Here is a 12,374-nt window from a genome sequence, read left to right as displayed (position 1 = left end):
CCAGTCCCGTCAGGCGTTGCCGTGCTCTGCAAAGATCGCGGTGAACTGCTTGGCGGTCTCCGTCATCAGGGGCAGCTTCTCCATCAACTGTTCAAGGCTGCTGCGCGCCAGCGCCGCATGGCACACCAGCGCAATCGCACTGCGCTCGTCGCCGGTGGCGATGGGCACGGCCAGTCCGACCATTCCCTGAATAAACTCCTCGCGATCCGTCCCGATCCCCTTTTCAGCGAGGCGCCTGAGCTCTTCGTTGAGCTCGCTGCGTGACGTGATCGAATGCGGCGTGCGCTTCTCCAGCGTCATCCGGTCCAGCAAGGCCGTCCGCTCGGCCAGTGGCATGCGCGCCAGGAAAAGCTTGCCGCCGGCGGTGCAGTGCAGCGGGTGGCGCGACCCTAGGTCGAGGTGCATGCGCAGGGGTTCAGACGTTTCCACACGATCCAGATACAGCACGCAGTTGCCATCCAGCGCTGACAGGTTGCAGGTTTCGCCAAGCTTGTTGACCAGGCCGCGCAGCATGCTGCGGCACAGGCGCCGGAACGAGCTGTTGCCCAGCGTCGTCAGCGCCAACTGCACTGTTTGCGGGCCCGGCACCAGTCCGCGTGATTCGGGCAGTCGACTGATATAGCGATTGGCCACCAACATCTCTACCAGGCGCGCCGCGCTGGCCTTCGGGATGTCCAGGCGCATGGCGACCTGGGCGATGGTCACCGGCTCGGCAGAGGACGAGATGCGCTCCAGCAGGCGCAAGACCCGCAAGAGTTTGTGTTCGTGGGATGAATCGTCTTGCAGCATAAGTCTCCAGGTGTGGTCGTGGCCGCAGCGAATTCAGTTCAAAGAACCGTTTTCCGGCTCAAATTCCGTTCGCGTGGCCGATTCTTGTTGTTCTGTGGTGCCAGTTGTTATATCTAGATATTAAGACATGTTGATACAAGTTGGCAAACGCGCATTGCCCGGCGCACGGTTTGCTCACTGCATGGCGAAGACCATTTTGACGCATCAGACACGCAAGGCGCAAACGGCGCAACGCGGATAGAGAGGAATGTGATGGAGAACGACTACAAGCGGTATTCGGTGGATGCCGGAAAGGTCATTGAGCAGCTGCAGCAATGTGGCATCGATTTTGTGACGACGGTGCCTGACATGCTGCAGATTGCCCTGCACCAAGCGCTGGAAGACGAGCGTCATGGCATCCGTGTGGTGCCGACCACGACTGAGGACCAGGCTGTCGAAGTGGCCGCCGGCCTGTATGCGGGCGGTAAGAGCGTGGTCATCCTGGTGCAGAACCAGGGCTTTTACGCCGCGATCAACAGCGTGCGCGCGCTGGGACTAGATTCTAAGATTCCGCTGCTGTTCATCGTCGGCCAGTTTGGCCGGGAGTTCTCGAACCTGGGCAAGCCGCCTGCAGAGTCGCGCCGGTTGATGGTGCGCATGCTAGAGCCTTTGCTCGATACGCTCGATATTCCCTATTGGCACCTGGATGCGCCCGGCGATGAGAAAAACATCACTGCGGCCTGGAAGGCATCGCGGGATCGCAAGGGGCCGGTCGTGTTGATCGCCGGCCATTTCATCGGATTTTCGGCGTCGTCCGCGGCAGCGCGACCGGCGCAGGCAGTGTAAGGAGAGCGCCATGACCATGACCGCCATGCAGGCATGCAGCACCATTCAACATCATCGCGGCGATGCCATTGTCGTCACCACCATGGGGGCAATGAACACGCTCGACAAGATCTCCAACAATGCGCTTAATGTGGCGTGCGTTCCCCTGATGGGCGGTGCTGCATCGCTCGGTCTGGGTCTGGCGCTGGCTCGCCCGGAGCGACCGGTGCTGGTGCTCGACGGTGACGCCAGTTTGCTCATGGAGCTGGGCGGGCTGGTGAGTGTCGCTCAGGCGGCTCCGCCCAATTTCGCCCACTTCGTCCTGAACAACAGCACGCAGTTTGCAGGCCTGGGCAATCTAGAGACGCCGGGCGCCAAGACGGTGGACTTTGCCGGAATGGCCAAGTCCGCAGGTTATCAGGCGACGCACCGCATCACGGATGCCGACGACTTCGAGCACCGGATCGCCGCCATTCTGGCTGGGCCGCAGCCAGCTTTCGTGGAATTGATCATCGAAAGCGATCCGCCGGTGCTGGGTGCTGATAAACCATCGGTCGAGATGACGGATCAGCGCTTCACCCGCATGGGTGACGAGTTGCGACGCATTCGCGCCACTCTGGTCGAAGCTTAAGGATTTCGTGCCACATCAAGGTCGGTCAGCTGATGCTGTGCCGGCCTTTTTGTTCTGGCTCAGTCGTTGGGGGTGACGTTCTTGATGGAGGAGCCCACGGGCAAGGGGCCTTGCACGCTCAGAGTGAATTCGTAGTTTTCGGGGCGGATGTAGAACGAGGTGTGTTCCCGCAGTGCGCCGTTGGTGCCGTAGGAGTCACGTTCCATCACCAGCAGCGCCGCGCGTGTGGGCAAGCCAAGCGCCTGACTGACGGCGCTGCCGGCGGAGGTCGCACGAATGCGGATATCGGCCTTGGTCACCGGCATGTCAAGAAAGGTCTCTAGCAGCACATAAATGGGATTGCGCGTGACCTGCTCCCAGGTAAGCCCGCTGGCTGCAGGCGGCAGATAGGACGTTACCAGCGCGACCGGCTCGTCATTGACCAGGTACAAGCGGCGCAGTAAGAAGCAATTACCTTCCGGCGAGCCGAAGGCCTCATGAATGCGGAGCGGCGCCTCGACGGGGGCGAATTCGAGCAGTTTGGTCTTGGGCTCGATGCCTTGCGCCACCAGCGCGTCGTAGAAGCCGCGCATCGGCTTCAGATCGTGCAACAGCTTCTTCCCCGAGACGAAAGTACCTTTGCCTTGCTTGCTGATCACACTGCCATCCGCCAGTAATTGAGAAATCGCCTGGCGGACGGTGACGCGGCTCACGCCAAACATGTCGGTGAGTTCGCTCTCTGCCGGCAGCTTGCTGTCTGCAGGATAGTGGCCAGCGGCGATGGCGCCACGGAGGTGATCGGCGATTTGTAGATAGAGCGCGGTAGCGCTGTTACGGTCGATTTGTGGTTCGTCTATGGACGTTTTTTTACGGGAATTGGGAGTCATGGAAAAGACCTGTCGGTGGGCTGATGGCAGCGGTTTTCAATTCGAAAAAGCATCTTCAGGCTCAATTTCCGACTGGCGGGGGCATTTTCCTTGCGACGGTTTGTGCGCTGTTGTATCTAGATACTAAGACATCTGCATACAAGATGCAAATGCCCGCCATCAACACCACGACGGGCAAATTCTGGAGACCTGAAAAATGCAAATCTTTGACTATGTCATCGTCGGCGCCGGCTCTGCCGGTTGTGTGTTGGCCAACCGCCTGAGCGAAGATGGCAAATATTCGGTGTGCCTGCTGGAGGCGGGCCCGAAGGACAGCTATGCGTGGATCCATATCCCCATCGGCTATGCCAAGACGATGCAGCACCCCAAGTACAACTGGCGCTTCTACACCGAGCCCGAGCCGAACATGGGCAACCGCAAGATGTACCAACCACGCGGCAAGACCCTGGGGGGGTCCAGCTCGATCAATGGTCTGATCTTCATCCGCGGCCAGCGCCGCGACTACGACGAGTGGCGCGACCTAGGTAACCCGGGCTGGGGCTGGGATGACTGCCTGCCGTATTTCCGCAAGCTGGAAACCAATGACCTCGGCCCGTCGGCTACGCGTGGCGTCAATGGCCCCATGCATGCCACCAGCGTGCCTCCCGGCCACGAGCTGGTCGATGCCTTTATCTCCGGCGCCGAATATCTGGGCGTGCCGCGCGTGAAGGACTTCAACGATGGCCGTCAGGAAGGCGTGGGCTATTTCCAGGTCAGCACGCGTAAGGGCTTCCGTTGCTCGACTGCCGTGGGGTACCTGAAGCCGGCACGGCATCGTCACAACCTGCATATCGAAACCGAGGCGTTCGCCAGCAAGGTGCTGTTCCATGAAAAGCGCGCTGTCGGCGTTCGCTACCGTCAGAACGGCGTGGAGAAGGAAGTGCATGTGCGCCGCGAAGTGCTGCTGTGCGCCGGTGCGATCCAGAGCCCGCAGTTGCTGCAATTGTCCGGTATCGGGCCTGCAGCATTGCTGCAGGAGTTCGGTATTGACCCGGTGCATATCTCCGAAGGCGTGGGCGAGAACCTGCAGGATCACCTCCAAGTGCGGCTGATGTACGAGGTGACCAAGCCGATCACGACCAATGACGCCATGCGCAGCCTGACCGGCAAGATGGGCATGGGTTTGCGCTGGCTGATTAACCGCAGCGGGCCGCTGGCATTGGGCATCAACCACGGTGGCATGTTCTGCCGCGCCTTGCCGGACGAGAATCCCACGCCCGACATCCAGTTCCACTTTGCGGCCTTGTCGGCGGACAGCACCGCAGGCAATGTGCACGATTTCCCTGGTTGTACCTATTCGATCTGCCAGTTGCGTCCGGAATCGCGTGGTTCGATCCGCATCCGTTCGACCAATCCGGAAGAAGCGCCGCGCATCCAGATGAATTATCTGTCGACCGAGACCGACCGGCGCACCACCATCGCCGGCGTCAAGTTCGCCCGGCGCGTCGCCCAGTCGGCACCGATGGCGCCCTATATGAAGCGCGAATACCGCCCGGGTCCGGACGTGAAGACCGATGACGAGATCCTGCAATTCTGCCGCGAGTACGGCACGACCATCTTCCATCCTTCGTGCACCGCGAAGATGGGCCCAGACAGCGACCCGATGGCCGTGGTGGACGCGCAACTGCGCGTGCGCGGTGTCACCGGCCTGCGCGTGGTCGATTGCTCGGTGATGCCGACCTTGATTTCCGGCAATACCAATATTCCGACCGTGATGATTGCCGAAAAGGCAGCCGACATGATCCTGGGGCGGGGGGCACAATCCGTCGAGTCCGAGAACATCATCACGCTTGACCGTGTTGTTGACACGAAGCGCCAGGAGGTGACCACGAGCTGACCTCATCCTGACAACAACACCGGCCTGGCTCAGGCAAACACCGATTCATAGCAACAGAACGCGAACATAGAATTGCGTCGAAGGAGACATCATGAAGAGTGAAAATGGAGGAATGCGGCGTGTCGCCGCAGCGAGCGTCATCGGCGCCATCATCGAGTGGTATGACTTTTTCCTGTACGGCGTGGTCGCCAGCCTGGTGATCAACAAGCTGTACTTTCCGCCGGGTGACGAGGCGACCTCGACGCTGTTGGCCTATGCCACCTTTGCCGTGGGCTTCATCGCCCGTCCGTTGGGTGGCGTGATCTTCGGGCACTTCGGTGACAAGGTCGGACGCAAGAGCATGCTGGTGGTGACACTGCTGATCATGGGGGTGTCCACGATGGCCATCGGCCTGGTCCCCACGTATGAACATATCGGCTACTGGGCGCCAGGTTTGCTGTTGCTGTTCCGCGTGATCCAGGGGATCGGGCTGGGCGGGGAGTGGGGTGGTGCAGTGCTGATGGCCTATGAATATGCGCCAGCGGACAAGAAGGGCTTCTATACCAGTCTGCCGCAGATCGGCCTGTCGGTTGGCGTGTTGTTGTCGGCCGCGATCATCGCGACCCTGTCTGCGCTGCTGACCGATGAACAGTTCATGGCCTGGGGATGGCGTCTGGCCTTCGTACTGTCGTTCTTCTTCGTATTGTTCGGTTTGTGGATTCGCCTGAAGGTCATGGAAACCCCGGAGTTCGCCAAGATGAAAAGCACGCACGGCGAAGCCAAGGTGCCATTCTTCGACATGTGCAAGCGCTTCCCGGGCAACATGCTGCTGGGCCTGGGCGCACGGCATATCGACGGCGTCTTCTTCAATATCTTCAGCGTGTTTGCGATCAGCTACCTGACCTCGCACATCGGCATGACGCGCAATGATGCGCTGGTAGGCGTGATGGTCGGTGCGGTGGTGCTGACGATCTTCATCCCGATCTTTGGCCGGATCTCGGATTGGGTTGGTCGTCCGAAGCTGTATGGCATTGCCTCGCTGGTGGTCGCCGCCTCGATTTATCCGGCTTTCTGGGTGTTCACTCACGCCAATGGCAACACCATGATGATCTGGGCCGCCATTGCAGTACCCTACGGCATCTTCTATGCAGCGGTGTACGGTACGGTGGCGGTCTTTCTGTGCGAGTTGTTTGATGCTCGGGTGCGTTACACCGGTATCTCCTTCGTGTACCAGTTCTCCAGCGTGACCGCCGGTGGCCTGACGCCAATCATTGCCACAGTCCTGGTGACTTGGGCTGGTGGTACGCCATGGCTGGTGTGCGCTTACGTCGCGGTGTCGGGTGTCATGTCGTCGATCTGCGCCTTTATCATCAAGAGCCGTGCCGGAAAAATGTCGCACACGGCTAACCTGGAAACGCATCGCGAACACGGCGGTCGCGCCCAATATTCGCAGAGTTCCTCCCGTATGTAAGACGCTGGTCTGTCTTGCGTTCTTGGCGGAGGTGTACGTCGGTCTGGCGTCTCCTCCGCCTTTTTTATCCAACACTTCCCTTTTGCGGCACGTCACGCTGCGCGTCTTGCGCAAGAGGGGCATTTGACATTCCGCCATGTACCCAACGCTTTATCTCTATATCAACGGTGAATTCATCGGGGCGGACGCGTCCCGTAAATCCGAGACAGTGCTGAACCCGGCTACTGGTGACGGCCTTGGCCAGCTACCTCACGCGTCGTTCCAGGACGTTAAACACGCTTTGATTGCTGCAGACGCGGCCTTCCGCAGCTGGAAGAACTCATCGCCGATGCTGCGCAGCGAGATCCTGCGCAAAGTTGCGGTGCTTGCCCGTGAACGTGCTGATGATATTGCCCGGGGCATTACTCTGGATCAGGGCAAGCCCTTGGCCGAAGCCAAGGCCGAAGTGCTTGGCTGCGCTGAACATGCCGATTGGCATGCAGAAGAGTGCCGTCGCATTTACGGGCGTGTCATCCCGTCCCGGGATCCGCGGGTGCGGCAGATGGTGGTGCGGGAGCCGGTCGGCGTCTGCGCAGCCTTTACGCCGTGGAATTTTCCGTTCAATCAGGCCATTCGCAAGATGGTCGCGGCGATCGGCGCAGGATGCACTCTGGTGATCAAGGGGCCGGAAGATGCGCCCAGTGCTGTGGTAGCGCTTGCCCGGCTGTTCCACGATGCCGGCTTGCCGCCGGGCGTGCTCAATATCGTCTGGGGCGCGCCGGCAGAGATTTCAGAGCAGATCATCCGCCACTCGCTGGTGCGCAAGATCTCCTTCACAGGATCAGTGCAGGTCGGCAAGAGCCTGGCGGCTATGGCCGGCGGGCACATGAAGCGCATGACCATGGAGCTGGGCGGGCATGCGCCTGTCATCGTCTGCGACGACGCAGACGTGGACACCGCCGCCGCGACCATCGCCAAACTGAAACTGCGCAATGCTGGTCAGGTTTGCGTGTCGCCGACGCGTTTCTATGCGCAGGCCGGTATCTACGACCGGCTTCGCGACCGGCTTGTGGCTGCGTTTGAGGAGGCACGGGTGGGCGACGGCATGTCTCCCGAAACGACCATGGGACCGTTGGCGCACCAGCGCCGTGTGATGGAGATGGAAGCATTTGTGGCGGACTCCCGGGCGCGTGGCGGCGACATCCTGACCGGTGGCTTTGCGCCGGACCGCAATGGCAGCTATTTCATGCCCACGTTGGTCGATGGTTTGCCGGAGGAGTCCTCATTGATGACACGGGAGCCCTTCGGTCCTATCGCATCGCTGAGCCGGTTTGACACCCTGGATGAGGCCATTAGCCGCGCCAACAGCTTGCCATTCGGTCTGGCTGCCTATGCATTCACGACCAATATGCAGAGCGCGCATCGGCTTGGAAGTGAGCTGGAAGCGGGCATGGTCAACATCAATCACTCGGGTATGGCCCTGCCTGAAACGCCGTTCGGCGGTATCAAGGACAGCGGGATCGGGAGTGAAGGCGGGACGGAAACCTTTGATGGTTACCTGACAACCAAATTCATCACGCAAGTGTAAGAGCATGATGAGGACGAGTGTGGAGGGGGAGAGGATGTACGGCATCGACAGCACGGATAGTCAGGTGGTGATCGACCGGCTTCTGCGTATCGGACTCGAAACGACGCATGGGGAAAGCGTGCATGAGCAAATCGGCGCCGCCCTCGAATTCGCTGCATCACGTTTCGAAGGCATGACTCCGCACCATGCAAAAGCCGCCTGGACTGGCATGCTGGCTCAACTGCGCCAGCTTGCCTGCCTGATTGCGCAGTCTTCACCATGGCAGGCGGAAGTATTGATGGATGCCTACGAACTCGCGAGAGCAGGCATTCACCTGCATGGGGGCAAATAGGGTGCGGGTGCTGTTTTGCGACGACGGCGGCCAGAACCTGGCCTTGTCTGATGCATTCCGTTCGTGCGGCTGTGTCATCGATCACGTCAATACCGGTAGAGAGCTGGAGTTGTGTCTGTCTACCGGCGCATTCGACCTGGTGATCCTCGACCTGGACCGCTACAGCGGCTGGGGCGTGGACAAGCTCGAGCGGCTTCGTTCTTGCTATCCGGAGATCCCGGTGCTCGCTCTCGGGACCTTCCGCCATCTGGACGACAGGATGTCGGTCCTTGAAGCTGGCGCCGACGATGTCGTCGCCAAGCCATTTGCGTTCAAGGAAATTCAGGTTCGTTCACGTTCACTTATCCGTCGTGCAGCGGGTGCCAATGCGCTCCCGATCCAGTTGGGAAGGCTTAGCTTTGATCGCGTCAGACGGTCTCTTTACCTGGAGGGGCGTGGCGTCATCCTGCCGGCCAAGGAGTTGCGTGTTCTGGAAATCCTGTTGAACCGTCTCGGGCACTGGGTGACGAAACAGCAGCTGATTGATGGCATGTACGCGTTGAGCGATGAAGTCAGCGGCAATGTGATTGAAGTCTATATTCATCGCGTCCGCAAAAAGATCATGCCAGCGGGTATCACCATTTCCATGTCACGCGGCTTGGGCTACCGGCTTGAGTCAGTTGTCTTCAATAACTAGCAGCTTGAAACCGGTATGTCCGGATTCTGTTGCCGGATAATTGATGGGTCGACTTCCCCTGTTGTAAAAATCCGTCTTGCTCAATTCGCTATCGCCCCGCCTGAGCGCGGTGTCGGTTTCCGTTCCATCTGCATATAGCGCCCTGTGTGCGAACAGGCCATGCGGTCTGTGGCAGTCCGGCACCTGACAAGCCCGTGTTGACGGGATAGTCGATGCCGGCTGCCGGTGCGCTCTTGCATTCCTCGACTGACCATTCAAAGCTTGAACACTGAAACAGCCGCTTTCAGACAGGTAGCCTGTTCGTCCAGAGATTGCGCTGCCGTGGCGGCCTGTGCGACGAGTTCGGCATTCTGCTGGGTGGTAGCGTCGAGCTGACACACGGCCTGATTGATCTCGTTGATTCCACGACTCTGTTCGTCCGACGCGGCGGCAATGGCGGAAATGATGTCTGACACCTGGCTGATGGATTGTTGAACTAGGTCGATCGTCGATCCGACTTCCAAGGCCTGTCGCGCTCCACCTTGAGTCGTTGTGACGGACAGGTCGATCAGGCTCTTGATTTCCTTGGCAGCGGATGCCGACCGTTGTGCCAGCACCCGGACTTCGCTCGCCACGACGGCAAATCCGCGTCCCTGGTCACCCGCCCGGGCAGCCTCAACTGCAGCGTTGAGCGCCAGCAGGTTGGTCTGGAAAGCAATGTCCTCGATCACCCGGGTAATGTTCCCGATGCGTTCCGAGCCGCTGTTGATTTCCGTCATGGTCGACAGCATCGCCAGCATGGCCTGATTGCCGGCGAGTGCCATGGTGTTCGCCTGGGTGGCAAGATCTTTGGCGTGCATGGCGTTGTCGGCGTTATTGCGCACCACCTCGGTCAGTTGCAGCATGCTGGCTGCGGTTTCTTCCAGTGCGCTTGCCTGTTCTTCAGTGCGTGCCGAGAGATCGATGTTCCCGCTGGAAATCTGTTGCGACGAATCACTCACCGATTGTGTGCCGTCGACGACCTGTTGAACGATGCCTCCCAGGCGGCGGATGAAGGTGTTCAGGCTTGCTGCGATTGCGGCGAATTCCTTGCCGCCAGTCTCGGGAACGCGGCGAGTGAGGTCGGCCTCGCCCGACGAGAGCTCATGGATCTTGGATCTCAGCGTATTGAGACGAGACATCATGGCGCGGATGCCCAGGATGACGAGCACCATCAGCAGCACGGCCATGGGGATTTGGACGCTGGAGAGCTTGGTCAGTATCCGCGTCGTATTCTTTGTCAGGCTCGATGTCGGAACGCTTGCCGCGATCAGCCATGGCGTGCCTTCTATCTTCTTCACGAAAACGCTCTGGGGCACGCCATCGGCAATATAGCTGCCACCGGCTTGCTGTTCATCAGGATGCTGCAAGAGTTCTGCGACTTTTGCGGCCATGGGGGATTTTTCGGCGAGTTCTGACACGTTCTTCAGTAGCGCAGACGCATCAATCTGACTATTGCTACTCACCATTTTTCCGTCGGATTCAATGATCATGACTTGGCCATGAATGCGCTGTTCGACGTCAGCAACCACCTGATTGAACAAGTCGAGCGTCACGTTGATGGTGACCACGCCGTAGAGTGAATCCCCCTTGTACAAGGGCATGTCACAGTTGGTTTTCGGTACCGCGCTCGCCGCATTGTTGTAGGCCGCTGCCCAGATGCATCGCCCCTTCGGTGCGCGCACGCCATTCGCAAACCATGGTTGCTCCCAGTATCGGGGGGAGGACTCGGTGTTCCAGTAATCGTTTTTCTTCAGTGCGCCTTTGGAGGGCTCCCGGACGTAGAACGTGCTGAAGCGTTCCTTGCCGGCCTCTCTTTTCCCGGGCAGAGGCCAGATGCCGCCGCCGATCACATTGGGGTCCCCAAACTGATCAATCAAGGCGGGCAGGAAGGCGTCCATGGTTTCTGGTGATGACGTTGCTGCTGCCTGTGAGATTCCGCGACTCTGGGTCTCGACGCGCTGCAGCTGCTCTCTGATGATCGACGAAATGCTGTCGACTTGGGAGATGACAATGTCACGTTCCAGATGGCTTAAATCCGGGGCGACGAAGAAGTGAATGACTGCGTACGTAGCGAGGATGATTGCGAAGAATGAACCGATGGCCAGGATTGTCAGTGTCGTCTGTATCGACAGCCGATTTTTCCAATGATGAGAAGGCTGGGATGTCGAGGGGATAAGGATGTCCATCATGGCGTCGGCTATTTTTATCTGGATTGATGGAGGATGCGATTGGGCCAAGCGTCCTAGATATCTTGTATTGGAAATTTAATACAAGTATTAATCGGTTAATTACGCTGCCTTGATCAAAAATAGCTGAATTGAAAAATCATTTAGATGAATTTTTTATGTTCGGAAGTTATTGAAAATTTTGTGTATGGACGTGCCTGCGTCAAAGATGCCTGATCGTGAGTGGATTCGGAAATCTGCTTGCTTTACTTGCGCCGAAACTGGTCTGCGCTCTCAGGTAATTTGCAACCAGTGGTGGCTCTGTTTTCAGACCGCGATCTTGTTCATCAAGTCGGGCAGGGGAGCGAGGTGATAGGCGGGGCCTTGCCCGGCATGATCCGGAACAGGTGCGTCAGAGGCCGCCCTCTCAAGCTGGAAATCCGCCTGCGCGCTTGATGTACCAGGAAACATACTTCGCCGCTGCATCCGAACAGATACCAGCAATCGCGCTTATTCAGTAAGGCGTTCGTCGAGGCCATCGACGAATTCATCGTCAGGAGTCTGTCAGGATCACCGCAGAAGATGGTCCGATCCCGGAAGTAAAGATGGCGCCTGAAGAAGCTATTCCCGGTATCAGGAAAACTGCGATGCGAGAGAACACATGACCGCGTAACAGCCTTCATAAGGCCATGGGAAATGGGGCGGGGAAAATCTGTAGGCGAACCGGCACTGTTCTTTTTCTTTGCTCTATCACCGCCAGATCATCGTATTAACCATGCGTTGACAAGTGCCTTTCGGCTGTTTACTATCAAAACACATATTAATACAAGTAAATACATGTGATAAGTCGATTAGATACGTCTTTCGGCGAGCTGTAAACGAGCACCTGGCCAGTATGGCAGCCGTGGCGGCGCCTCACTTTCAAACGTAGATGTGCTGCCACGCTTTCATATGGTCAAGGGCAAATGTCTGTCGGTATTCAATTCCAGTCTCATTTCGAAAAAACTGGTGGGCGTGCTCTGCGAAAGAGCCCTATTCGATGCTCATGTCAGCCTGAGCATCGGTGCCCTTGCCAGCGGAGGGTTCTGTCAGGAACCAGAGAAGTAGAAGGAGCTCGCGGATACCTCAAACCGCGGGGCGGTTTCAATCCCATGCGTCGTCAGAAAACAAAAACAGGCGGGACATGTTTCAAGTCCCG

General features: G+C 58.5%; 10 protein-coding genes. 7 read left to right on the top strand and 3 right to left on the bottom strand.

The features are described 5' to 3' along the window. Nucleotides 1-9: 9 nt before the first annotated feature. Complete coding sequence (locus tag ACLRDN_RS27115; protein WP_413460510.1) at nt 10-789, bottom strand: IclR family transcriptional regulator; 780 nt, start codon at nt 787-789, stop codon at nt 10-12. A gap of 252 nt (nt 790-1,041) precedes the next feature. Between ACLRDN_RS27115 and ACLRDN_RS27110 the strand changes: the two genes are divergently transcribed. Both ACLRDN_RS27110 and ACLRDN_RS27105 read left to right on the top strand, forming a co-directional pair. Then, nucleotides 1,042-1,614: a thiamine pyrophosphate-binding protein gene (locus ACLRDN_RS27110; protein ID WP_413460509.1), complete on the top strand. Its 573-nt coding sequence runs from the start codon at nt 1,042-1,044 to the stop codon at nt 1,612-1,614. Between the two features lie 10 nt (nt 1,615-1,624). After that, nucleotides 1,625-2,224, top strand: coding sequence for a thiamine pyrophosphate-dependent enzyme (locus tag ACLRDN_RS27105; RefSeq protein WP_413460508.1), 600 nt, complete (start codon nt 1,625-1,627; stop codon nt 2,222-2,224). A gap of 59 nt (nt 2,225-2,283) precedes the next feature. Here the strand turns inward: ACLRDN_RS27105 and ACLRDN_RS27100 are convergent, their stop codons facing one another. Then, a complete protein-coding gene (locus ACLRDN_RS27100; protein WP_413460507.1) occupies nt 2,284-3,090 on the bottom strand; it encodes a GntR family transcriptional regulator in 807 nt (268 codons plus the stop codon). A gap of 196 nt (nt 3,091-3,286) precedes the next feature. Here ACLRDN_RS27100 and ACLRDN_RS27095 point away from each other — a divergent pair, with 196 nt between their 5' ends. The 5 genes from ACLRDN_RS27095 to ACLRDN_RS27075 all read left to right on the top strand — a co-directional run bounded on the left by ACLRDN_RS27095 (nt 3,287) and on the right by ACLRDN_RS27075 (nt 8,990). Continuing rightward, nucleotides 3,287-4,966, top strand: coding sequence for a GMC family oxidoreductase (locus ACLRDN_RS27095; protein ID WP_413460506.1), 1,680 nt, complete (start codon nt 3,287-3,289; stop codon nt 4,964-4,966). A gap of 91 nt (nt 4,967-5,057) precedes the next feature. After that, nucleotides 5,058-6,416, top strand: coding sequence for an MFS transporter (locus ACLRDN_RS27090; protein WP_413460505.1), 1,359 nt, complete (start codon nt 5,058-5,060; stop codon nt 6,414-6,416). A 136-nt stretch (nt 6,417-6,552) separates the two neighbouring features. Next, entirely contained in the window at nt 6,553-7,983 is a 1,431-nt protein-coding gene (locus ACLRDN_RS27085; RefSeq protein WP_413460504.1) for an NAD-dependent succinate-semialdehyde dehydrogenase, read from the top strand. A gap of 34 nt (nt 7,984-8,017) precedes the next feature. After that, nucleotides 8,018-8,314, top strand: a complete 297-nt coding sequence (locus ACLRDN_RS27080) for a hypothetical protein (RefSeq protein ID WP_413460503.1) — start codon at nt 8,018-8,020, stop codon at nt 8,312-8,314. After that, complete coding sequence (locus ACLRDN_RS27075; RefSeq protein ID WP_413460502.1) at nt 8,301-8,990, top strand: winged helix-turn-helix domain-containing protein; 690 nt, start codon at nt 8,301-8,303, stop codon at nt 8,988-8,990. The genes ACLRDN_RS27080 and ACLRDN_RS27075 overlap by 14 nt, the downstream gene beginning before the upstream one ends. Nucleotides 8,991-9,244: 254 nt before the next feature. On the opposite strand, the gene ACLRDN_RS27070 is transcribed toward ACLRDN_RS27075, so the two are convergent. After that, the gene (locus ACLRDN_RS27070; protein WP_413460501.1) at nt 9,245-11,200 is read right to left on the bottom strand and encodes a methyl-accepting chemotaxis protein; all 1,956 of its coding nucleotides are present in this window, start codon (nt 11,198-11,200) and stop codon (nt 9,245-9,247) included. Nucleotides 11,201-12,374: the final 1,174 nt, after the last annotated feature.

Source organism: Herbaspirillum huttiense (assembly GCF_047300815.1).
Taxonomy (GTDB): domain Bacteria; phylum Pseudomonadota; class Gammaproteobacteria; order Burkholderiales; family Burkholderiaceae_D; genus Herbaspirillum; species Herbaspirillum huttiense_A.
This window is presented reverse-complemented; position numbering and strand designations above follow the sequence as displayed.